Consider the following 22,840-nt stretch of genomic DNA (forward strand, 5'->3'; position numbering starts at 1 on the left):
AGTCTGGGTGGGCAACTTGCCTAGCATGAACCTTCAATTTGTTTATAACTTTGCTTGAAAAGCCAAGTTATTCATGAATGGAAGATGACAGTCCCTGTTTGCCGCCACGGGGTGAATGTGGAACAATCTCGTTATAGATTCAGCCTTTATAAGGTGATCACGTGATAGATGGTGACGGATTTCGTCCCAATGTCGGCATCGTGATCTGTAACCGTGACGGACAAGTATTGTGGGCTAAGCGCTATGGGCAGCACTCCTGGCAGTTTCCGCAGGGGGGGGTTGATGATGGTGAATCGCCGGAACAGGCCATGTATCGTGAGCTGTATGAGGAGATAGGCCTCAAGCAGGACGATGTGACCATACTGGCGACCAGTCGCAACTGGCTGAAGTATCGCTTACCCAAACGACTCGTCCGCTGGGACAGTTCACCGGTCTGTATTGGCCAGAAGCAGAAATGGTTTTTGTTGCAGCTCGATCCTGGCAAAGAGTCCAGGATCCAGTTTGGCTGTCATGGTCACCCGGAATTTGATGATTGGCGTTGGGTCAGCTTCTGGTACCCGGTTCGTCAGGTCGTCTCCTTCAAGCGGGAGGTTTACCGCCGGGTGATGAAGGAGTTTGCCCCGCTGGCCATGCCAGTCCCCGTGGTGCAGGCTAACCGAAAAGATGGGCGGCGCAACCGCTCGCGTTAAGGAGCACAACTAGTTGCTGACGGAACTCAGACGCATCGTGGAAAGCATGGCCGAGGCCAACACCCTCGAACAGGCCTTGCAAGCATTGGTGAGCCAGACCCGGCTCGCGATGACGGTGGACTGCTGCTCCGTCTACGTGGCCGAGCCCGACATGCGCCGCTATCGACTGGCTGCGACCGATGGTCTGGCCGAATCGGCCGTGGGCAAGGCCACCCTGCCGTTCGAGCAGGGCATCGTCGGCCTGGTGGGTCAGCGTGAAGAGCTGATCAACCTGGCCGATGCCCCCTCTCACCCCAGTTTCAAGTTCCTGCCCGATGTGGCGGAAGAGGCATTTCGCTCCTTCCTCGGCGCTCCCATCATGCATCAGCGTCAGGTGGTGGGGATTCTGGTCGTGCAGCAGAAGGAGAGCCGCCTCTTCGATGAGGGGGAGGAGTCCTTCATGGTCACCCTGGCGGCTCAGCTGGCTGCCCGCATCGCCCAGGCCCAGGCCAAGGGGTGGCTGCAGAAGACCGACTGGAGCAAGCCGCTGCGCGGTATTGCCGGGGCGAGTGGCATCGCCATCGCCAAGGCCTGGGTGTGGCGTCCGCGCAAAGCGCTCAATACCATCACGCCACGCAAGGACGAGGATCATGCCAAGCAGCTTGCCCGTCTCGAGCTGGCGGTGGAGGAAGTGCGCCACGATCTGGAGAGCCTGGCACTGCGCTTTCGCGAGAGCTACAGCCAGGACTCGGTCGCCATCTTCGACATCTATCTGCACCTGTTGAACGATCCCGGCTACATCAAGCCCATCCGCAACAAGGTCAGCAAGGAACATTGGACGGCGATCTCGGCGGTTAAACTCATCAGCGATCGGCTGATAGAGCAGTTCAAGGGGATGAAAGATCCCTATCTGCGGGAGCGCTCCACCGATGTGAAAGATATCGCCCAGCGGCTCATCAGCCGGCTGGTGCAGGACGAACCCGAGCAGCTCACCATAGGCGAACCCGTGGTGCTGGTCGCCGATGAAGTGACGGCCACCATCCTTGCGGAGATCCCGAGGGAATTTCTGAGCGGTGTGGTGTCGCTCAAGGGCGGGACCAACTCCCATGCCGCCATCCTGGCCCGTGCCATGGGGGTGGCGGCCATCATGGGGGTGGATCTGCCCCTCGGTGACATCGGCGGGCGCACTCTGGTCATCGATGGCTACAGCGGCGATCTCTTCATCGAACCCAACCAGGTGATCCTGACCGAGTACCGGCAACTGCTGAGTGAGGAGCGGGCACTCGACACCCTGGTGCGCAGCGTCGACAACCAGCCCTCCGAGACTGCCGACGGCACTAAGGTCTCCCTGCTGCTCAACGCAGGGCTGAGTGCGGATACCGAGATTTCCCTCAATCATCTGGCGGATGGGGTGGGGCTCTATCGCACCGAGATCCCCTTCATGCTGCAGGACAGCTTCCCTTCGGAGTGGGAGCAGACTGCCCGCTATCGCGGGATCCTGGAAACCTATCGGGATCGCCCGGTTTGCATGCGGACTCTGGATGTGGGGGGGGACAAGCAACTGCCCTATTTCCCCATCGTGGAGGAAAATCCCTTCCTTGGTTGGCGGGGGATCCGGCTCACCCTGGATCACCCCGAACTCTTCCTGGTGCAGCTCAAGGCCATGTTGCGGGCCAGCGAAGGGCTGGACAATCTGGCCATCATGCTGCCGATGATCAGCAGCGTCAGTGAAATCAAGGCCTCCCGTCGTCTGCTGGATCAGGCGTGGCGCGAGGTGTCGGAAGAAGCGGCCAGCCGCGATGCGGTGATCCGCTACCCCAGTCTCGGGGTGATGATCGAAGTCCCCTCCGCGCTGTACATCCTGCCGGAGATGGCGCCGCTCATCGACTTCTGGTCGGTGGGCAGCAACGACCTGACCCAGTACCTGCTGGCGGTGGATCGCAACAATGCCCGTGTCGCCAGCATCTACGATGCCTTCCATCCCGCGGTGATCCGCGCTTTGCAACTGCTGGTCGATGCCTCCCGGCGCTATCACAAGCCGGTCTCTGTCTGTGGCGAGCTGGCTGGCGATCCGGTCGGAGTGTTGCTGCTCTTGGCCATGGGCTATCGCCGTTTCAGCATGAATACCCACAACATCTCCCGTATCAAATACGTGCTGCGGCAATCCGACCTTGGTGAGTTGAAGACGCTGATGGCGGATGGTCTCAAGCATGACAATCCTCACGTGCTGCGCGGCCTGTTTGCCCGCTATCTGGAAGAGCACGGTCTGGGAGGCTTGCTGCGGGCTGGGCACAAGGTCAGGCTGCCCGATTGATATTCCGTCTTGTTACTGCGTAAGAATGATCGGAGAATGCGGCTTTTCTTATGATTGGGGCCGCCTATGCAGCACGACGGATATTGGGTTTTCTCGCAGATTGATCCCGTAGCATTCAGTTTGGGACCATTATCGGTACGCTGGTATGGTCTCATGTACCTGTTCGGTTTTGCCTTCGCCATGTGGCTGGCAGGTCGCCGTGCCGATGCACCCAACAGCGGCTGGACCCGCAACGAGGTATCCGACCTGCTGTTTTATGGCTTCCTTGGGGTGATCCTGGGTGGCCGTATCGGCTATGTGCTGTTCTACAACTTCGATCTCTTCCTCGCCGACCCGACCTATCTGTTCAAGATATGGACCGGTGGCATGTCGTTCCACGGCGGCCTCATCGGGGTGATCACCGCCATGATCTGGTTTGCCCACAAAACCCAGCGCCACTTCTTCACCGTGGCGGATTTCGTGGCGCCGCTCATTCCGTTCGGCCTCGGTGTTGGCCGCATCGGCAACTTCATGAACGGCGAGTTGTGGGGTCGGGTCACCGATGTCCCCTGGGCCATCATCTTCCCCGAGGCTGGTCCCGAGCCGCGTCACCCGTCCCAGCTTTACCAGTTCGCGCTGGAAGGGGTGGTGCTCTTCATCATCCTGAACCTGTTCTGGCGCAAGCACCCACCCCGTGGCGCCATTTCCGGGATGTTCCTGCTCTTCTATGGCCTGTTCCGCTTCCTGGTGGAGTTTGTTCGTCAACCAGACAGCCAGCTGGGTCTCTACTTCAACGAGATCAGCATGGGTCAGATCCTTTCTACCCCGATGATAGTGGCGGGTGGGCTCATGGTCTGGGCCGCCTACAAGCAGCCCCGTCTGTTCGGCAATGCACCGAAGGAGGCGAAGTAATGCGTGCCTATCTCGACCTGATGCAGAAAATTCTGGATGAAGGGACCGTCAAATCCGATCGCACCGGCACCGGGACAGTCTCCTTGTTCGGTCATCAGATGCGCTTCAATCTGGCGGAAGGATTCCCGCTGGTGACCACCAAGAAGTGCCACCTGCGCTCCATCATTCATGAGCTGCTCTGGTTCCTCAATGGCGATACCAACACCGCCTATCTGAAAGAGCACGGTGTCAGCATCTGGGATGAGTGGGCCGACGAGCACGGTGATCTGGGGCCTGTCTATGGTGCCCAGTGGCGCTCCTGGCCAGCGGCCGATGGATCTGTCATCGACCAGATCCAGAAAGCGGTGGATGACATCAAGCACAACCCGGATTCCCGCCGCATCATCGTCTCCGCATGGAACGTGGGCGAGCTGGACAAAATGGCGCTGGCACCCTGCCACGCCTTCTTCCAGTTCTATGTGGCGGATGGCAAGCTCTCCTGCCAGCTCTACCAGCGCAGTTGTGATGTTTTCCTTGGCCTGCCGTTCAACATTGCCAGCTATGCGCTGCTGACCCACATGATGGCGCAGCAGTGCGATCTGGAAGTGGGGGACTTTGTCTGGACCGGTGGCGATGTGCACCTCTATTCCAACCACATGGAGCAGACTGCACTGCAACTCACCCGCGAGCCGCGCCCCCTGCCGCAACTGGTGATCAAGCGCAAACCTGACTCCATCTTCGATTACAGATTCGAGGATTTCGAGATCCAGGGCTATGATCCCCATCCTGGGATCAAGGCGCCTGTCGCTATTTGAGTAAGTAGTGAGCCTGGGGCGAGTCCCGCCTCTCAGGTGACGATGAATCGACACTCAGCTGTTAGAGGCGCCTGCGGGCGCCTTTTTGCATTTTTTGTGAATTAATATGCAATATTCCGGGTGGAGAGATGGCTCCTGGAAAGGGGAAATAACCTGCTTATAGCAGGCATTATCTGTTTTGCTTTCGGTTTTTTCGTTGTTATCAGCCGTTAGAAACGATTTTTCATTGAGCTACTCGGGCCCTAGACTGAAAAAATGGAATCTTATGGGTAGTTAGATATGAGCGATGTATTCAAGCGTTTTCTCAAACTGGAGTCTGCTTCCGGGATCATTCTGATCCTGGCCGCCCTGCTTGCCATCGGCCTGGCCAATTCGGCACTGGCGCAACACTATCAGAGCTTCCTCAATACCGAGGTGCAGGTTCGCATCGCGGCGCTCGACATCAACAAGCCGCTGCTGCTCTGGATCAACGATGGCTTCATGGCGATCTTCTTCCTTCTGGTGGGTCTCGAGGTGAAGCGAGAGATGCTGGAGGGGGCGCTTTCCTCCCGGGTGCAGGCAACCTTCCCGGCCATTGCCGCCGTGGGTGGGATGTTGGCACCGGCCCTCATCTATAGCTTCTTCAACTACGGAGACGAGGCTACCCGTGCTGGCTGGGCGATTCCGGCCGCAACCGACATCGCCTTCGCTCTCGGGGTCATGGCGCTGCTGGGCAAGCGGGTACCGACCAGCCTCAAGGTCTTCTTGCTGGCGCTGGCCATCATGGACGATCTGGGGGTCATCATCATCATTGCCCTCTTCTACACCCAGCAACTGTCGCTGACTGCGCTGGCGATAGGTGTGGTGGCCACCCTGACCTTGCTCTGGATGAATCGCCGTGGTGAGGACAGGATTGGACTCTATATGCTAGTCGGCCTGGTGCTCTGGGTTGCCGTGCTCAAGTCCGGTGTCCATGCGACCCTGGCGGGGGTCATCGTGGGCTTCATGATCCCCCTCAACGGCAAGCGTTACGCATCGCCACTCAAGCATCTGGAGCATGTGCTGCACCCCTGGAGCGCCTTCCTGATCCTGCCGCTGTTCGCTTTCGCCAACGCCGGGGTATCGCTGGAGGGGGTCTACTTCTCGGCTCTGCTCAATCCGCTCCCCATGGGGATCATCCTGGGGCTCTTCGTCGGCAAGCCGCTCGGGATTTTCACCATCAGCTGGCTGGCAGTGAAATCAGGCATTGCCCAATTGCCGCAAGGAGTGAACTTCAGACAGATCTTTGCCGTCAGCATCCTGTGTGGCATCGGCTTCACCATGTCGATGTTTATCGCATCGCTGGCATTCGAGCATGGCGGACTGGACTACGGCAGCTACTCGCGCCTCGGGATCCTGGCAGGTTCCACACTCGCGGCCGTGATCGGTTACATCGCCCTGCGGATATCGCTGCCCAATCGGGAGGCGAATCAAAGTACGGAGGGGTTATGAGAAAACTAGGATGGTTAGTCATGCTGGCGAGCCCCGCACTCTGGGCAGATAGTCTGGCCGATTGTCAGCGGGATGCCACCTCGGCAAGTTGTTCTGCCTATCTCAACGGGGTGGTCGACAGCGCACTCATGCTGGGAGACTCTCAGGTAAAAGCCCGGTTCGGAGAGACCTTCGCCGAACGGGCACTGAGCAGTCGTGCCGGCGAGCGAGTCAAGCTGTCCAACAAGCGCTATTGTACCGAGCGAATGCCGGATGCCGGTCGTCTCAAGGCCCATCTGCAGGCACAGTTCGACGCGAACAAGGTTGACTCGATCAGCGACATGTATGACATTCTGGCGGTTGAACTCAGCTGCTACCGGAGCCCGCCTGGCGCGGGAACCCCATCGGATGTCACACCTTAACTACAACCATCTCTACTATTTTTGGATGACTCAGAAGAAGGGCTCCGTCACGCAGGCGGCGGAAGCCCTCTTTTTGACTCCGCAGACCGTGACCGGTCAGATCAAGCTGCTCGAACAGCGTCTTGGCGGCAAGTTGCTGATCAGAAAGGGACGCTCCCTTGAGGCCACCGAGCTTGGCCAACTGGTGTTTCGCTATGCGGACAAGATGTTCAGCCTCTCCTACGAGATGCTGGATATCGTCAACTACCGCAAGGAGAGCCAGATCCTGTTCGATGTGGGCATCGCCGACGCTCTCTCCAAGCGTCTCGCCAGCCGGGTACTGCTCTCCGTGATCCCCAATGATGGTTCCATTCACCTGCGCTGCTTCGAGTCGACCCATGAACTGCTCCTGGAGCAGTTGAGCGAGCACAAGCTCGACATGATCCTCTCTGATTGCCCGGTGGACTCCAGCCAGCATGCCGGGTTGCTGTCCAAGCGCCTGGGGGGATGCGGCGTCAGTTTCTTCTGCAAGGCGCCTCTGCCCTCCCAGCCTTTCCCTGCTTGCCTGGAAGAGCGCAAGCTGCTCATCCCGGGCCGCCGTACCGCCATGGGTCGTCAACTGACCCAGTGGTTCGAGCAGCAGGGGATTTCCCCCAGTATTCTGGGAGAATTCGATGATGCGGCGCTGATGAAGGCGTTCGGCTTCTTCAACCAGGGCATCTTCATGGCACCGACCATTTATCGGGAGGAGATCCTGGAGGGGGAGGAGGTGATGCTGCTGGGTGAAACCCAGGATCTGATGGAGGAGTATTACGTCATCTTTGCCGAGCGGATGATCCAACATCCTGCGGTCAAGCGAGTATGCGAGAGTGATTTCTCCTTCCTCTTTGCGGGGCAGGAGGATTTCACGGCCATTCAGCCGGCAAGCCTCTCGTTTTAAATCGAGGGTGACGGCGCTATGATGCCAGTCTTGGAAGAGGAGGGTGAGATGCGATTGGAAGAGATGGAAGCGAATGCCGGGCGTGCCGTCACCCTGCTCAAGGCATTGGCCAATGAGCGACGGCTGTTTATCTTGTGCCAGTTACTGGATAGGGAGCTGTCGGTCGGCGAGCTGAACGAGGTCTTGGGATTGAGCCAGTCAGCCATGTCGCAGCATCTGGCGGTGTTGCGTCGGGATGAGCTGGTGGCGACGAGGAAGGAAGCCCAGACGGTCTATTACTCCCTGCGCAGCCATGAGGTGCGCGAGATGATCGGATTGTTGCACAGACTGTACTGTAGCGACCCCAAATAAAAAACCGGCACTAGGCCGGTTTTTTCAGCTTTCATCAGCGGATGCTGATTAAGCCATGGCTTTGATCTGGGCAGACAGGCGGCTCTTGTGACGAGCAGCTTTGTTCTTGTGGATCAGGCCTTTGGTCGCCATACGATCCATGATCGGCTGAGCAACAGCGAAAGCGGCAGTGGCAGCAGCCTTGTCACCAGAGGCGATGGCAGCGATCACTTTCTTCAGGTAGGTACGGGTCATGGAACGACGGCTGGCGTTGTGCTGACGACGTTTCTCTGACTGAAGAGCACGCTTCTTAGCAGATTTGATGTTAGCCAAGGTAAAACTCCTAAAACTGTCTTAGCGAGTGTATTGAAAAGGCCCGGAAATATGCCTTCCCAACCACATATTGTCAAATGATTTGTGCAAATAAACACCGCCCCCCGGTGGTGTGTCAGATGGGAGACGGTTAAACTGTCGGCCGATTCTAACAGCATTCTTTTCTTTCCGACAGTTCCAGAGGCCTCGTCTTGAGTAAGAAATTGATCAAATCCGGCATGATAGTGTCCGGAATGACGCTGGCATCCCGTGTGATGGGCTTGGTGCGCGATGTGGTCATCGCCAATTTGCTCGGTGCCGGGGTGGCCGCAGACGTCTTCTTCTTCGCCAATCGCATTCCCAACTTCTTGCGCCGGCTCTTTGCCGAAGGGGCATTCAACCAGGCCTTCGTGCCCGTGATGACGGAGTACAAGAAAAATGGTGACGAGCAGGCGGTTCGGGAGCTGCTAGCGGCGGTGGCGGGCACCCTGGGTGGCATCGTCACCGTGGTCACCCTGCTCGGGGTGCTGGGTTCCGGTGTCCTGACGGCTCTCTTTGGCTGGGGCTGGTTCTGGGATTGGCTGCATGGCGGACCGGCGGCGGAGAAGTTCGAGCTGGCCAGTCTGATGCTCAAGATCACCTTCCCCTACCTCTGGTTCATCACCTTCACCGCCATGGCGGGGGCCATTCTCAATACCTTTGGCCGTTTTGCCGTGTCCTCCTTCACGCCGGTATTCCTCAACATCACCATGATTGCGGCGGCCTGGTGGATCGCGCCCTTGATGGAGCGCCCCGAAATATCCCTGGCGATCGGTGTCTTCCTCGGCGGTCTGGTCCAGTTTTTGTTCCAGTATCCTTTTCTGCGCCAGCTCAACATGCTGGTCTGGCCCAAGTGGGGTTGGCACCATCCCGGGGTGGTTAAGATCCGTACCCTGATGATCCCGGCCCTGTTCGGCGTCTCGGTCAGCCAGATCAACCTGCTGATCAACACCATGCTGGCGTCGTTCCTGGCTACCGGTGCCATCAGCTATCTCTATTACTCGGACAGGTTGCTGGAGTTTCCCCTCGGCCTCTTTGCGGTGGCTATCAGCACGGTGATCCTGCCTGCCCTGGCCAGAAAACACGTGGATGCGGATCCGGCTGATTTCTCTCGCACCATGGATTGGGGGGTACGCATGGTGATGCTGCTCGGCTTGCCAGCCATGGTCGGCATCGCCGTGCTGCGCGAGCCCATACTGCGGGTACTTTTCATGCGCGGTGAGTTCGGTCTGCATGAGGTGAGCATGTCCAGTGCGAGCCTGCTGGCCTCCACCACGGGGCTGCTCTCCTTGATGCTCATCAAGGTGCTGGCCCCCGGTTATTACGCCCGCCAGGACACCAGGACGCCGGTGCGTATCGGCATCATGGCCATGGTAGCCAACATGGTGTGCAACCTCATTTTCATCTATCCGCTCGGCTACGTCGGGCTGGCGCTGGCGACCGCCTGCTCCGGCACGCTGAACGCCGTACTGCTGTTCAAGGGGCTCTATCAGCAGGATGTCTATCGCCCTTCCCGCAACACCGGGCTGTTCTGCCTCAAGCTCTTGGCGGCCACGGTCTTGATGGGGGGGCTTCTGGCCTATCTGTCGCCGGATCTCACCCAATGGGGTGCCTGGAGTATGGGCAAGGCCAGCCTGGAGTTGACCCTGCTGCTCTGCCTGGGCGGAGCGTTGTATGGCATTGTCCTCTTGGCATTGGGGATCCGGCCACGGCATCTGAGAGCCGGTCAGCAATAAGGAGTCAGCTGCAAGGGAGGGGGACAGTACAGGGGAGATGGGGGAGCGGTCTCAGGGGCTGTCGGGTTGGCCCGCCAACGAGGTGCGATGCTCCTGGCCGAGTCCGAGAAGCGGGCGGGATGGCTAAATCGGGTCAACGGCAGGGCTGACCCTGCCTGCTGCCTGATATATAATCCGCCGATTTCCATGGCAGCAACGCACAAGGCACTGATGGAGCTTATTCGCGGCATTCACAATATCAAGCCCCGTCACCGGGGCTGTGTATTGACCATAGGCAACTTCGATGGGGTTCATCAGGGGCATCACGCGGTGTTGGCCCGTTTGCAGGAGAAGGCCGCCCAACTTGGCCTGCCGGCCTGCGTCATGTTGTTCGAACCCCAGCCGCTGGAGCTGTTTGCGGGCAGTGCCGCGCCCGCCCGCCTCAGCCGCTGGCGGGAGAAGTACGAAGCCCTCAAGGGAATGCAGATCGATCGCATGCTCTGCGTGCGTTTCACCCATCGTTTTGCCGAGCAGGCGGCCAGCACCTTCATCGAGCAACTGCTGGTGGAGAAACTCGGCGTGCACTATCTGGTGGTCGGCGACGACTTTCGCTTCGGCAAGGGGCGGGAAGGGGACTTCCACCTGCTGGAGGAGGCCGGTCGGCGCTTCGGGTTCGAGGTGATCAGCACCCAGAGTTTCCAGCTTTCCCGCCAGCGGGTCAGCAGTACCCTGGTGCGCGAGGCCCTCAAAGCGGGTCGCATGGCGGAGGTGGAGCTGATGCTCGGTCGCCCCTATGCCATCAGCGGCCGGGTGGCCCATGGCGACAAGCTGGGGCGCACCATAGGTTTTCCCACCGCGAATCTGGCCCTCAAACGCCAGGTTGTCCCGGTCGGTGGCGTGTTTGCGGTGGAAGTGATATGTTCCGGCAAGACTTTCCCCGGTGTCGCCAATGTGGGTGTACGTCCTACCTTGAGCGGTACACAAGCCAGATTGGAAGTACATCTATTTGATTTTTCTGGTGATCTATATGGTCAGCAGGTCAAGGTGCTGCTTCGCCACAAGCTGCGCGAAGAGCAGAAATTTGACTCTTTCACCGCCTTGAAAGAGCAGATCGAACGAGATGCCCTGGCGGCCCGAGCCTGGTTCGGGCTGCCACAATTTCATTTACCCAGCACTCTTTTAGAAAAGAAGGGAACCCAGGACTGATGAGCGACTATAAACACACCCTGAATCTGCCGGAAACCGAGTTTCCGATGCGTGGCGATCTGGCCAAACGCGAACCCAACATGTTGAAACGTTGGTACGATCAGGATCTTTACGGCGCCATTCGCCGCGCCAAAGCGGGTAAGCCTTCTTTCATTCTGCACGATGGCCCCCCCTATGCGAACGGCAGCATTCACATCGGTCATTCGGTCAACAAGATCCTCAAAGACATCATCATCAAGTCCAAGGGCCTCTCTGGCTTCGATTCCCCCTATGTGCCGGGCTGGGATTGCCACGGTCTGCCCATCGAGCTGAAAGTGGAAGGCATGGTCGGCAAGCCGGGCGAGAAGGTTTCCGCCGCCGAGTTCCGCGCCGAGTGCCGCAAATACGCCAAAACCCAGATCGAAGCGCAGAAGACCGACTTCATCCGTCTGGGCGTGCTGGGTGACTGGGAACACCCCTACCTGACCATGGATTTTGGGACCGAAGCCAACATCATCCGTTCCATGGCCAAGATCGTTGAAAACGGCCACCTGCACAAAGGCTCCAAGCCGGTGCACTGGTGTACCGATTGCGGCTCCGCGCTGGCTGAAGCGGAAGTGGAGTACTACGACAAGAACTCCCCCTCCATCGACGTGCGCTTCAAGGCCGTCGACGAGGCTGCCGTTGCCGCCAAGTTTGATTGCGCCGAAGGCCACACCGGCAAGGGCGCGCTCTCTGCCGTGATCTGGACCACTACCCCGTGGACCCTGCCGGCCAACCGCGCCATCGCCATGCACGCCGATCTCGACTACGCACTGGTGCAGGTTGAGGGCAACAATCCCGAGCGTCTGATCCTGGCCGCTGAGCTGGTGAAGGATGTGATGGATCGCGCCGGCATCGAGCACTTCCACAACCTGGGTTACGCCAAGGGTGCCGCACTCGAGCTGCTGCGCTTCAACCACCCCTTCTACAGCTTCGACGTACCTGTGGTGCTGGGTGACCACGTTACCCTGGACGCCGGTACCGGCGCGGTGCACACCGCCCCTGGTCACGGTCAGGAAGACTTCGTGGTCGGTCAGAAGTACGGTCTGGAAGTGGCCAACCCGGTTGGCAGCAACGGCGTCTATCTGCCGGATACCGAACTGTTTGCCGGCCAGCACGTGTTCAAGGCCAATGCGGCCGTGGTCGAGGTGCTGACCGAGCGCGGCGCCCTGCTGCATCACAAGGTATTCAACCACTCCTATCCGCATTGCTGGCGTCACAAGACCCCGATCATCTTCCGTGCCACCCCCCAGTGGTTCATCAGCATGGAGCAGAAGGGTCTGCGCAAGCGCGCCCTGGAAGAGATCGAGCGTATCGAGACTCAGGGCATTGCCGAACACGGCCAGAGCGGCTGGGTCCCGGCCTGGGGCAAGAATCGCATCCAGGCGATGGTCGAGAACCGTCCCGACTGGTGTATCTCCCGTCAGCGTACCTGGGGCGTGCCCATCTCCCTGTTCGTTCACAAGGATACCCAGGCGCTGCACCCGGAATCCGTGCGCCTGATGGAAGAGGTGGCCAAGCGGGTCGAGCAGTCCGGCATCCAGGCCTGGTGGGATCTGGACAAGGCCGAACTGCTGGGCGCCGATGCCGACAACTACGAGAAGGTGCCCGACACCCTGGACGTCTGGTTTGACTCCGGTTCTACCCACGCCTCCGTGGTCGACGCCCGTCCCGAGTTCAACGGCAAGCCGGCCGACATGTATCTGGAAGGCTCTGACCAGCACCGTGGCTGGTTCATGTCATCGCTCATGATCGGCGTGGCGATGAAAGACAAGGCTCCCTACAACCAGGTGCTGACTCACGGCTTCACCGTGGATGGTCAGGGCCGCAAGATGTCCAAGTCCATCGGCAACGTGGTCAGCCCCCAAGATGTGATGAACAAGCTGGGTGCCGACATCCTGCGTCTGTGGGTAGCGAGCACTGACTACACCGGCGAGATGACCGTCTCCGACGAGATCCTCAAGCGCTCTGCCGACGCCTATCGCCGCATCCGCAACACCGCCCGCTTCCTGCTGGCCAACCTGAACGGTTTCAATCCGGTGACCGACATGGTGGCGCCTGCCGACATGGTGGTGGTGGATCGCTGGGCCGTGGGTCGTGCCAAGGCGGTACAGGCCGAGATCGTGACCGCGTTCGATGAGTACAACTTCCACGGTGTGACCCAGAAGCTGATGCAGTTCTGCTCCATCGAGATGGGTTCCTTCTATCTGGACGTCATCAAGGACCGTCAGTACACCGCCAAGGCTGACAGCCTGGCCCGTCGCTCCTGCCAGACCGCCCTCTATCACATCGCAGAGGCCATGGTGCGCTGGATGGCGCCGATCATGAGCTTCACCGCCGACGAGATCTGGGCGCTGCTGCCGGGTGAGCGCGGTGAGTTCGTGTTCACCGAGGAGTGGTACGACGGCCTGTTCGGGCTGGAAGCGGGCGAAGTGCTGAACGACGAGTTCTGGGCCGAGATCCTCACCGTGCGCGGTGAAGTGAACAAGGCGCTGGAAGTGGCCCGTGGCGAGAAGCGCATCGGCGGTTCTCTGCAGGCCGAGCTGACTCTGTTCGCCAAGCCTGAGCTGGCCGCGCGTCTGAATGCCCTGGCCGATGAGCTGCGCTTCGTGCTGCTCACCTCCAAGGCCAGGGTGGTCAGCGTCGATGCCGCACCGGCAGACGCGGTGGCGACCGAGCGCGATGACCTGTGGCTCTGCGTGGCCCAGTCTGCCGCCGCCAAGTGCGACCGCTGCTGGCACCATGTGGAAGACGTGGGCACCATTGCGGGTCACGAAGAGATCTGTGGCCGCTGCGTCACCAACGTCGAGGGTGACGGCGAAACGCGTCAATTTGCCTGATGAACATGACTCAACATAAAAGCGGCCTGCGTTGGCTGTGGCTGGCAGTGCTGGCCTTCGTACTGGACCAGGCGAGCAAGCTCGCCGTGGTCAAGTTGCTGCCATTTGGCTACCCGGGGGTGGAGATCACCCCCTTCTTCAACCTGGTCCATGTCTACAACAAGGGCGCTGCTTTCAGCTTCCTGGCGGATCAGGGAGGCTGGCAGCGCTGGTTCTTCGCCGTGCTGGCGTTCGCCATCTGTGGCCTGCTGATCCACTGGCTGCGCAAGCAGTCGGTCACCCAGCGCTGGAGCGGTATCGCCTACAGCCTGATCATCGGCGGGGCGCTCGGCAACGTGTTTGACCGGCTGGTGCTGGGTCATGTGGTCGACTTCCTCGACTTCTATTGGCAGCGCGCCCATTGGCCGGCGTTCAACCTGGCTGACAGCTTCATCTTCATCGGTGCCGCCATGATCGTGCTGGACGGCTTCCGTGGCGAGAAAAAACAGGACGCGACCTCATGAGCCAGCTAATTGTTGCGGACAGCAGCGTGCTGTTCCATTTCTCTATCAAACTGGAAGATGGCTCGGTGGCCGACAGCACGGCGCTGCACGGCAAGCCTGCCCGTCTGCGGATGGGAGACGGCAGCCTGACGCCGAGCTTCGAGCAATGCCTGCTGGGGCTGCGCGAAGGGGAGAGCAAGAGCTTTACCCTGGCGCCGGAAGAGGCGTTCGGCCTTTCCAATCCTGACAACATCTACCATCTCGATCGCGCCAAATTCGGTAACGAAGTTGAGCCCAAGGTGGGTACCATCATTCTGTTTGACCAGCCCAACGGCAGCGAACTGCCCGGGATCATCCGGGCGGTGGAAGGGATGTCGGTTACGGTCGATTTCAACCACCCCCTGGCCGGTCACACCGTCACCTTCGAGGTGGAGATCCTGGGAGTTGATGACGAGGAGAAGGTTCACTGATGGATATTCTGCTGGCTAACCCCCGTGGCTTCTGTGCCGGTGTCGACCGGGCCATCAGCATCGTCGAGAGCGCGCTGGAGAAGTTCGGTGCCCCCATCTATGTCCGCCATGAGGTGGTGCACAACCGCTACGTGGTGAACAAGCTCAAGGAGGCGGGCGCCGTCTTCGTGGAGGAGCTGGATGAGGTGCCGGATGACAGCATCGTCATCTTCTCTGCCCACGGTGTCGCCAAGGTCGTGCGCGAGATGGCCAAATCCCGCGCCCTCAAGGTGTTCGATGCCACCTGTCCGCTGGTGACCAAGGTGCACATGGAGGTCCATCGCGCCAGTCGCAAGGGCTCCGAAGCCGTGCTCATCGGCCATGCCGGCCACCCCGAGGTGATCGGCACCATGGGACAGTACGAGAACAGTGAGGGGGGCATGTATCTGGTGGAGACGCCGGAAGATGTGGCCAAACTCAAAGTGAAGAACCCGGACGATCTCTGTTTCGTCACCCAGACCACCCTGAGCGTGGACGAGACCTCGGATGTCATCGATGCGTTGCGTGCGCACTTCCCCAAGATCCAGGGGCCGCGCAAGGATGACATCTGCTATGCCACCCAGAACCGCCAGGATGCGGTGCGGGAGATGGCCGGGCTGGTGGACGCCATGCTGGTGGTGGGGTCGCGCAACTCTTCCAACTCCAACCGTCTGCGGGAGCTGGCCGAGAAGGTGGGCGCCAAGGCCTACCTCATCGACGATGCCTCCATGATTGAGCCGCAATGGCTGGACGGGGTTGTCCGTATCGGGGTCACGGCGGGTGCGTCAGCCCCCGATGTGCTGGTTCAGAATGTCATTGCTCGTCTGCGCGAGCTGGGAGGCAAGATAGTGACCGAGCATCCTGGCCGAGAAGAGAATGTGGTGTTTGAAGTGCCGCCCGAGCTTAGAATTATTTGAATGTGGCCAGGATGGCCTGAGAATAAAGAGTTATGTTCCTGATGCCGGATTTGTCGTTGCGACCTATCCGGCATTAGACTATATGAACCGCCAGTCACCAAGGATGGGTTATGATTGGGTTCTATCGAGGCTTTTCTCTCATTGAATTGATGATTGTCGTCGCAATCGTGGCGATTCTTGGCACTATTGCCTATCCCTCCTATCAGCGTTACCTGCTGTCCAGCCACCGAATTGATGCCAAAAAAATGCTGTTGGACGCCGCCAACAGACAAGAAACCTATTTTATGGACTTCAATCGGTATACCTCATCCGCAGCCGATTTGAATATCTCGGAGAACTCCGAATCCGGCTTCTATCACCTGGTCATCTCGGCCGGGGTCAATACATACATCCTGTTTGCCACGGCCTCTGGTGCGCAGGGGTCAGACAGCGACTGCATCATTTTCTCCATCGACCAGGATGGCACCCGGAGTGCCACCCGGCTCGGGGATACCGTCAACAATGCTTGCTGGGACTAGGCGATGAAACCACTGCGCCATCGACACACGAGGGGATTCAGCCTGCTGGAGGTGATGATTGCGGCCGTGGTGCTCTCTTTCGGCTTGCTGGGATTGGTTGCCATGCAGGTTACCGCCAAGTTTTCCAGCTACGAAGCGCGTCAGCGCACCATCGCCAACTGGCTGGCCAATGATCTGGTGGAACGCGCCAGGATCAACAAAGACAGCTGGGCTGGTCAGGGAACGACAGTGGTATCCGGCAACGCGATCCTGGATATGCCGAGCTGTGCCAACAACAATGGCACCATGTCAGATTGCAGCAGGACAGAGCGGCAGGCACTGGACCTCTTCTACTGGCAGCAGTCCCTGCTGGGAACCGCGGTATCCGGTGCCGCGTCACCTCTGCAATCTCCGGTCGGCTGCGTGATTCGTGGCGCCAACAACAGTTTGACCATAGGGATCTTCTGGCAGGGGCGGGAGTCTTTGTCCGATGGTGCCGGTGCAGTTGCTGCGGTGCGCAACAGTTGTGGGCTGGGCAATGCGGCAGACAGACAGAGGCGTCAGTTCGTACTGACGACCACACTATGAATGCCCGCGGCTTCACCCTGATTGAATGGTTGATTGCCATGTTGATTGGCGTATTTCTGGTCGGTGGCGGCTTGAGCATCTTCGTGGCTTCCCGTGCCACAACGGAGGATGCTTTCGATCAGAGCGAGTTGCAGGAGAATGGACGTATTGCGATGCGTCTGGTGACCCAGGACCTGAAGTGGGCGGGCTTCTGGGGGGACTACACCGGTTCCCCCATGGCAACGGGGCAAGGCGTGACTCTCAGCAGCGGGTCTACGGTGCTTTCGGCGAACGATTGTCTGGACAATTTGGGGCGTGGCAGCTTGCCACCCAGCGTGGGAACAAATCGGGGGGTCTGGGTCGCTCGGGTGGACAACAACAGGGCGATTAACGGGGGGGCTTTTGCCTGTATTCCCGTGACGTCACGTATTGCCAATACGGATGTCATCAGCATCAAGAGATTGATTGGGCAGCCCCTGGCCGATGCCGCAGCTACTGGTAATCGCTTCTATCTTGCTACTACGACGCAAGCGGCGCTGATGTTCAAAGGGGGAGAAACAGTGCCCACGATGACAGATATGCCGGCTCGTCAGCTCTGGGAATATCAGCACTTTATCTATTATCTCGCTCCCAATGCCGCAGGCAACCCGGAACTGAGAAAGCGTTATCTGACAGCCAATGGGGGCTCGGTTCTGATCGGAGGCCCCATGGCGGAAGGGATTGAGCGCATGACGGTGTTGTTTGGTGTTGACGACACTCCTGTTGCCGATGGGGTTATTGATCGCTATGTCGCGTCTACAAACGTGACCGAGCAGGAATGGAGTGAAGGGCGTGTCGTTGCTGCCCGTGTCTTTATTCTGGTGCGATCATCGCAAGCATCCAGCAGCTATGTGAACAACAACATCTATCAGGTAGGCAGTACCAGCGTATCAGGCAATGGGGATGGGTTTCGTCGTTTGCTGCTGGAGAGCAGCGTGTCGCTACGCAACCCGGTGGTCATGACTGGAGGTGGTTCATGAAATCACAGCATGGCGTAGCCCTGATCGTCGCTCTGATCATCCTGGTACCTCTGACGCTGATCGCCGTGGTGGTGATGCAGTCCTCCGGGCAGGATCTCAAGATGGCAGGTTCTGCGGCCAATTTCAGGCAGGCAGAGCACAGACTGGAAGGCATCATCGAAGCGGCTGTACAGAGCAATAACATATCGACGGTGATTGCAGGCATGGGTTCTGCGCTGGGGGCGAGTGCTGCCATCAGTGTCAATAGCAGCAACAATTCAGCCAATGTTGCCCTCACCAATCGCACAGAAACCGTCTGCAAACGCAAGGTGGATGCCAGCAGCAACAATGTGATTCCTGTATGCAAATACGTCGAGCTACAGGCCGGTGTCAATTATGGAAAATATTCTCGCCCGCTGACCTGGACTGCGGGTGTGGAACAGCCACTGCTCACAAAATAGGAGCGAAGGATATGTGGTTACAACGATTCGGTTCAATTTTATGCTGGTGCAGTCTTGTTTTTGGCATGACGTCAACACGAGCCGATGACACCGAGCTTTTTATATACGACTTTAATAAGGCTGGTGATTTCAGACCTAAAGTGCTGTTGATATTTGATAACTCCGGCAGTATGGCTGACACCATGGAACAGATAAAGGAAGCTTATAATCCAGCGACTGTCTATCCAGCCTTGAGCAATGATCCCGACACAAGCAATACTAAACGATATATCTATTTTTCAACAGATGGGAGCATTCCCGCTATTAATAGCAACAAGCGTTTCTCCGACAAACTGAACGCTTGTGCCACCTCCAAGGGACCTCTTGCAAGTATCGGTTATTTTCAGTCGCAAGTCTGGACTTATGAAGTGACAAGTGGCAACCCTCCCGGGAGAGGGAGGGGAAGCTGGTATTCAATTAGTGGTTATCAGGAAAACAACATCGACTTGGTCGATTGCAAGCAGGATGTGACCGCAAATAACCCTGCCAACCCATACACAGGTACTTGGAGTGTTGGCACCGGGTATCCGGTCAATAAAACCAGCAATAATCAAGGCTCATGGTTTTATACAGCGGCAACAAGAGACTCTGTTAATGCCAGCAATACGGCCGTGGTGCTTTATTCTGCCAACTATATCAGGTGGTATTACGGGCCTACGGGTTACTCTATAGAATCCCGGCTGCGTATTGCCAAAGATGCAGTCAAAGGATTGATATCATCTGCCCCCGGGGTTGATTTTGGTCTGGCTATTTTCAACAGGAATGACAGTAGCAGTACCAATGGCGGCAGAGTTGTCCGGGATATTCTGGGTAGCGAGATCACGTTGTCGAATGGCAAGACCGGAGAACAAGACCTGCTCGACAGGGTCGAAGGACTGACTGCCAGTACCAACACACCATTATGCGAGACGTTGAGTGAGGCGTATCGCTTCTTCGGGGGACGAAGCGTTGTTTATGGCTTGCAAGGAGGCACGAGAGATACGACCGCCGAAAGCCCAACAGGTACCTATCAAGCCCCCTATGACAACTGCTCAAACAACGGTTACGTCATATACATCACCGATGGAGAGCCGACTCAGGATGGGGATGCCAATACCTTTGTCCAGGGATTGATAAATACATTGTCCAGCGATGAAAAAGCGGCTTATGGCACTACCGTTACTTATGGGTCAGGGAACAGGTCCAGCAGCTATCTGGCCGCATTGGCGGGTTATATGAAACACAAGGATGTGAATGCCGTTTCCCCTGGTACCCAGACAGTCACGACCTTTACCGTCGGGTTTGGTGACGAGGCGATAAGCGGGGCCGGTAATTTGCTTGCTGAAACTGCCCGTCGTGGTGGCGGCGTTTATTATCCGGCAACCAACGCCTCTGCCTTGAGTGATGCGTTGAAGGCATCGCTGCTAGCGATCCTGCGGATCAATACCTCGCTGGTGTCCCCCGCCATTGCCAGCAACAACTTTGACCGGACTCGCAGTCTCAACAACATCTATTACGCCATGTTTGAGCCAGATGATGGTCCCAGATGGCGGGGCAATCTGAAAAAACTGATTTTTTCTCCTGACGGTTATGTGGCTGACAGCCGGGGACTGCCTGCTATCAAGTTTGATGGCACCATCATCGACAGTGCCCAGACTTTCTGGTCATCCGGCCGTGACGGGAACGTTGTGGCCGAAGGTGGGGCGCAAGAGATGTTGGCGGGGAAAAGCAACCGCAGCCTCTATGTCATCAACAATGCCCAGAACCGTCTCGATCAGCTGACCAAGGCAAATCTGGTAACGCAGGCTGGCAGTGAAGCCGCGCTCATGACCTTCATGCAGGCTGTTACGACGACTGAACTCGATTCCCTGATCAACTGGACTAAGGGGTTGGATGTCGACGATGAGGACTTTGATACATCAACCCTGATCCGCGCCCATATCATGGGTGACCCCCTGCACTCACGTCCCCTGGTGCTGAACTATGGCCCGCAATCCGGTAACCCGACAGATGCACCGGACTTGCGTATTCTGTTTGGGACCAATGCCGGTTTCCTGCATATGTTCAAGGACATGGGGAGCACCATAGACGAAAGCTGGGCGGCGATACCTTATGAGTTCATGGCCAATCAGAAGGCGCTGCGTCTCAATGCGGAATCAGCCGAACATATCTACGGTGTTGACTCTTCTCCGGTGGCCCTTATCAAAGATGCCAATCGCAACGGGGTGCTGAAATCCTCGGAGAGCGATTTTGTCTGGGTATTTACCGGCTTGAGGAGCGGCGGCAAAGCCTATTATGCATTCAACGTTTCCAGCCCGGATACGCCGACACTGAAGTGGCGTCTGAACAGTCTGACGACTGGTTTTGGTGAGCTGGGGCTGACCTGGTCGGTGCCGGAAGTCGCGTTTGTGCCGGGAGTCAGTGATCCCGTGCTTATCTTTGCTGGCGGTTATGACGTGAACAAGAGCGTGCTGGGATTGGGAACCAGTGACAGCATGGGGAGAGGTATCTACATCGTCAATGCCGATACTGGGGCGCTGATATTCAGTGCGACCCCTGCTGCGACTTCAACCAGCAACCTCAGAGTCACGGGGATGACCGACAGTATGCCCGGGTCGGTAGCTACGCTTGACAGCGATGGTGATGGCAAAGTCGATCGCATCTATGTGGGTGATACGGGGGGCAATATCTGGCGCATGGATCTCCCAGGCACCAACAAATCTGACTGGAGCGTCTTCAAATTTGCCAGCCTGGGGTCGGATGTCACTCAAGCAGATGATCGCCGTTTCTTCACCCAGCCTATCGTGGTGCGTACCATCAACAAGCAGGTCACCCGCACCGTTGTGGGGGGGAATGTGGTCTATTCCTATCAGGATCGTCCCTTTGATGCAGTGCTGATTGGGAGTGGAGACCGCAATCGCCCCTCATCGGAAGCGACCGTCCGCAATGGCTATTTCATGTTGCGTGATTATGATGTCGTGCCGCGTGCCGCCAATGCGCAGGCGAGAAGCCCCATCTTGATTACTGATCTTTATGATGTGACCTCTGATCCTTTGTCTGCCCAGACAAACACGGATGGAATATTGGCGACCAAGGCGGGAATTACCACTGCCAAAGGGTGGGTCAATTGGTTGAACGAACCGGGTGAGAAATCCATGGGGGCCGGGGTCGTACTTCAGGGCAAGCTTTACTTCACCTCGTTCCTGCCGCAAGTGCAGTCGTTCCAGCAATGCACCATTCAATCCATCGGGGCTGCACGCCAATACATGGTAGACATGCATTATGGCAGTTCCTTCCGTTATGTGGTTGATCTTGAAGGCAACCAGACACCTGAGCGTTATGTCGAAGTACAGAACAAGGTTGCCGACGATTTGGTGGTGCATGCAGGAGACGATGCCAAGATCCGCATTATTGGAGGCGGTGTCGGGGAAGAGGTCATCCTGAAAGATGAAGGGGATGGTGAGCCTGAGCGTTGTACCGGAGCAGGAGAGTGCAACCAGGGGGCAGAGGAGGCTGAGATGGATATGTCGCCCAAGAAAATTTACCTCTACGAAGGAGAGGCGCAATGAAAACACGCAGCGGGGTGTTGGGTTTGTGCCTCTTGTTATCCGGGTCCGTCTTGGCAGAGGACATCAAGTGTTATGTCGAGCTGGTTAACGGCCAGAAGGTTGTCCTGCACGGTACTGTGGCAGACAACACGCCAAAGGCGGTGCAGGATAAATTCAAACAAAGAGGATACGAGGTGGATGGTGCGGTACAGCCTGTGAAGAAAATCCTGGAATGCCGCACTGCGGAGGAAAATTTCCAGTCAAAAGAGGGTCAGCAACAGGATGCCCGTCAACTGCGATAGCGAAGGACTTCATTCAGAGGCAGATATTTGCCTGGGTAGATTGGGTGGTGCGGCCGGAGGGAGAGATGACCAGATTTATCTGGGCATTTCCTGAACGACACAGCGTGATGGTGGCATTGGTACCCAGGCTGGTGCCATCAGGGCTGAAGGTAGTGGAAGTTCGATTGTTTGCAGCAGTCAGCGAGTCAGATAGCTGAGGGCTTCTTGCCAGAATCTGCTCACCGTTATTGAAAATGTCATTGCCATTACCGTCGACGAACACGAGGAATTGGGTCGGATTGGCGGTGACACAATTGTCACTGGCATTGGCAAGGCACACAGTGACAGATTGCTGGTTGTCGATGGCTTGGCTACGAGCAAAACGCAGATATTTCAAGAGTGTGCGAGATTCAAATTTCAAGGCATTCTCATTGAGCAGGCTCGACATGGCCGGTGCACCAATACCAAGCAAGATGACCCCCAGACTGACGGCGATCATCAGTTCCAGCAGGGTGAATCCTTTCTCGTCCTTGATCATGGCAATATCTCCCTCGATTAGTTACATCTTATCTCCAGACAGCCAGAACACCAGCGCAAAGCCCAAGTGTTGAGCTGGCACAGCCAGCGCCTTTTCTTTATCATTCCCCATCATTTTCGAATTCA

The 22,840-nt window shown here is 57.7% G+C and carries 22 protein-coding genes; 20 read left to right on the forward strand and 2 right to left on the reverse strand.

Features of this window, described 5'->3' with window-relative positions; all coding sequences use genetic code 11:
• Nucleotides 1-161 precede the first annotated feature (161 nt).
• The 8 genes from rppH (at nt 162) to ACB037_RS11260 (ending at nt 7,808) form a co-directional block, all read left to right on the forward strand.
• The gene (rppH, locus tag ACB037_RS11225; protein ID WP_010673089.1) at nt 162-689 is read left to right on the forward strand and encodes an RNA pyrophosphohydrolase; all 528 of its coding nucleotides are present in this window, start codon (nt 162-164) and stop codon (nt 687-689) included.
• A gap of 13 nt (nt 690-702) precedes the next feature.
• Nucleotides 703-2,982, forward strand: a complete 2,280-nt coding sequence (gene ptsP / locus ACB037_RS11230) for a phosphoenolpyruvate--protein phosphotransferase (protein ID WP_069784304.1) — start codon at nt 703-705, stop codon at nt 2,980-2,982.
• Nucleotides 2,983-3,048: 66 nt separating this feature from the next.
• Nucleotides 3,049-3,873: a prolipoprotein diacylglyceryl transferase gene (lgt, locus tag ACB037_RS11235; protein WP_043153049.1), complete on the forward strand. Its 825-nt coding sequence runs from the start codon at nt 3,049-3,051 to the stop codon at nt 3,871-3,873.
• On the forward strand, nt 3,873-4,667 hold the full coding sequence (gene thyA, locus ACB037_RS11240; RefSeq protein ID WP_039039983.1) for a thymidylate synthase: 795 nt from the start codon (nt 3,873-3,875) through the stop codon (nt 4,665-4,667). Before lgt ends, thyA begins: the two co-directional genes overlap by 1 nt.
• A 279-nt stretch (nt 4,668-4,946) precedes the next feature.
• Nucleotides 4,947-6,137 (forward strand): Na+/H+ antiporter NhaA, encoded by a 1,191-nt coding sequence (gene nhaA / locus ACB037_RS11245; protein ID WP_049636461.1) that lies wholly within the window; start codon nt 4,947-4,949, stop codon nt 6,135-6,137.
• Between the two features lie 20 nt (nt 6,138-6,157).
• Nucleotides 6,158-6,538 carry a hypothetical protein gene (locus tag ACB037_RS11250; protein ID WP_175429470.1) on the forward strand — a complete coding sequence of 127 codons (381 nt, stop codon included), beginning with the start codon at nt 6,158-6,160 and terminating at the stop codon, nt 6,536-6,538.
• Nucleotides 6,525-7,457, forward strand: coding sequence for a transcriptional activator NhaR (gene nhaR, locus ACB037_RS11255; RefSeq protein WP_010673095.1), 933 nt, complete (start codon nt 6,525-6,527; stop codon nt 7,455-7,457). Before ACB037_RS11250 ends, nhaR begins: the two co-directional genes overlap by 14 nt.
• Nucleotides 7,458-7,505: 48 nt before the next feature.
• Complete coding sequence (locus ACB037_RS11260; RefSeq protein ID WP_042878863.1) at nt 7,506-7,808, forward strand: metalloregulator ArsR/SmtB family transcription factor; 303 nt, start codon at nt 7,506-7,508, stop codon at nt 7,806-7,808.
• Between the two features lie 48 nt (nt 7,809-7,856).
• Here the strand turns inward: ACB037_RS11260 and rpsT are convergent, their stop codons facing one another.
• Nucleotides 7,857-8,120, reverse strand: coding sequence for a 30S ribosomal protein S20 (gene rpsT / locus ACB037_RS11265; protein WP_005308808.1), 264 nt, complete (start codon nt 8,118-8,120; stop codon nt 7,857-7,859).
• 191 nt (nt 8,121-8,311) lie between these two features.
• Between rpsT and murJ the strand changes: the two genes are divergently transcribed.
• From murJ to ACB037_RS11325, 12 genes are all read left to right on the forward strand, one after another.
• Nucleotides 8,312-9,874, forward strand: a complete 1,563-nt coding sequence (murJ, locus tag ACB037_RS11270; RefSeq protein ID WP_052814606.1) for a murein biosynthesis integral membrane protein MurJ — start codon at nt 8,312-8,314, stop codon at nt 9,872-9,874.
• A 210-nt stretch (nt 9,875-10,084) separates the two neighbouring features.
• Entirely contained in the window at nt 10,085-11,059 is a 975-nt protein-coding gene (ribF, locus tag ACB037_RS11275; protein WP_010673098.1) for a bifunctional riboflavin kinase/FAD synthetase, read from the forward strand.
• The gene (gene ileS, locus ACB037_RS11280; RefSeq protein ID WP_346199364.1) at nt 11,059-13,920 is read left to right on the forward strand and encodes an isoleucine--tRNA ligase; all 2,862 of its coding nucleotides are present in this window, start codon (nt 11,059-11,061) and stop codon (nt 13,918-13,920) included. The genes ribF and ileS overlap by 1 nt, the downstream gene beginning before the upstream one ends.
• Nucleotides 13,920-14,423, forward strand: a complete 504-nt coding sequence (gene lspA / locus ACB037_RS11285) for a signal peptidase II (protein ID WP_010673100.1) — start codon at nt 13,920-13,922, stop codon at nt 14,421-14,423. Before ileS ends, lspA begins: the two co-directional genes overlap by 1 nt.
• Nucleotides 14,420-14,872 carry an FKBP-type peptidyl-prolyl cis-trans isomerase gene (gene fkpB / locus ACB037_RS11290; RefSeq protein ID WP_010673101.1) on the forward strand — a complete coding sequence of 151 codons (453 nt, stop codon included), beginning with the start codon at nt 14,420-14,422 and terminating at the stop codon, nt 14,870-14,872. Before lspA ends, fkpB begins: the two co-directional genes overlap by 4 nt.
• Nucleotides 14,872-15,807 carry a 4-hydroxy-3-methylbut-2-enyl diphosphate reductase gene (ispH, locus tag ACB037_RS11295; RefSeq protein ID WP_042878840.1) on the forward strand — a complete coding sequence of 312 codons (936 nt, stop codon included), beginning with the start codon at nt 14,872-14,874 and terminating at the stop codon, nt 15,805-15,807. The genes fkpB and ispH overlap by 1 nt, the downstream gene beginning before the upstream one ends.
• A 110-nt stretch (nt 15,808-15,917) precedes the next feature.
• Nucleotides 15,918-16,325 carry a type IVa pilus pseudopilin TppA gene (tppA, locus tag ACB037_RS11300; protein ID WP_039039991.1) on the forward strand — a complete coding sequence of 136 codons (408 nt, stop codon included), beginning with the start codon at nt 15,918-15,920 and terminating at the stop codon, nt 16,323-16,325.
• Between the two features lie 3 nt (nt 16,326-16,328).
• Nucleotides 16,329-16,892 (forward strand): type IV pilus modification protein PilV, encoded by a 564-nt coding sequence (pilV, locus tag ACB037_RS11305; RefSeq protein WP_134997696.1) that lies wholly within the window; start codon nt 16,329-16,331, stop codon nt 16,890-16,892.
• Nucleotides 16,889-17,890 (forward strand): PilW family protein, encoded by a 1,002-nt coding sequence (locus ACB037_RS11310; protein ID WP_080988614.1) that lies wholly within the window; start codon nt 16,889-16,891, stop codon nt 17,888-17,890. The genes pilV and ACB037_RS11310 overlap by 4 nt, the downstream gene beginning before the upstream one ends.
• Complete coding sequence (gene tppD, locus ACB037_RS11315) at nt 17,887-18,330, forward strand: type IVa pilus pseudopilin TppD (RefSeq protein WP_069652206.1); 444 nt, start codon at nt 17,887-17,889, stop codon at nt 18,328-18,330. Before ACB037_RS11310 ends, tppD begins: the two co-directional genes overlap by 4 nt.
• Before the next feature lie 65 nt (nt 18,331-18,395).
• Nucleotides 18,396-21,917 carry a pilus assembly protein gene (locus tag ACB037_RS11320; RefSeq protein ID WP_233463034.1) on the forward strand — a complete coding sequence of 1,174 codons (3,522 nt, stop codon included), beginning with the start codon at nt 18,396-18,398 and terminating at the stop codon, nt 21,915-21,917.
• Nucleotides 21,914-22,198 (forward strand): TapY2 family type IVa secretion system protein, encoded by a 285-nt coding sequence (locus ACB037_RS11325; RefSeq protein ID WP_010673108.1) that lies wholly within the window; start codon nt 21,914-21,916, stop codon nt 22,196-22,198. Before ACB037_RS11320 ends, ACB037_RS11325 begins: the two co-directional genes overlap by 4 nt.
• A gap of 13 nt (nt 22,199-22,211) precedes the next feature.
• On the opposite strand, the gene ACB037_RS11330 is transcribed toward ACB037_RS11325, so the two are convergent.
• On the reverse strand, nt 22,212-22,715 hold the full coding sequence (locus tag ACB037_RS11330; RefSeq protein WP_010673109.1) for a GspH/FimT family pseudopilin: 504 nt from the start codon (nt 22,713-22,715) through the stop codon (nt 22,212-22,214).
• Nucleotides 22,716-22,840 lie beyond the last annotated feature (125 nt).

Origin of the sequence: Aeromonas sp. S19(2024), assembly GCF_041402625.1 — a bacterium.
Lineage (GTDB): Bacteria > Pseudomonadota > Gammaproteobacteria > Enterobacterales > Aeromonadaceae > Aeromonas > Aeromonas caviae.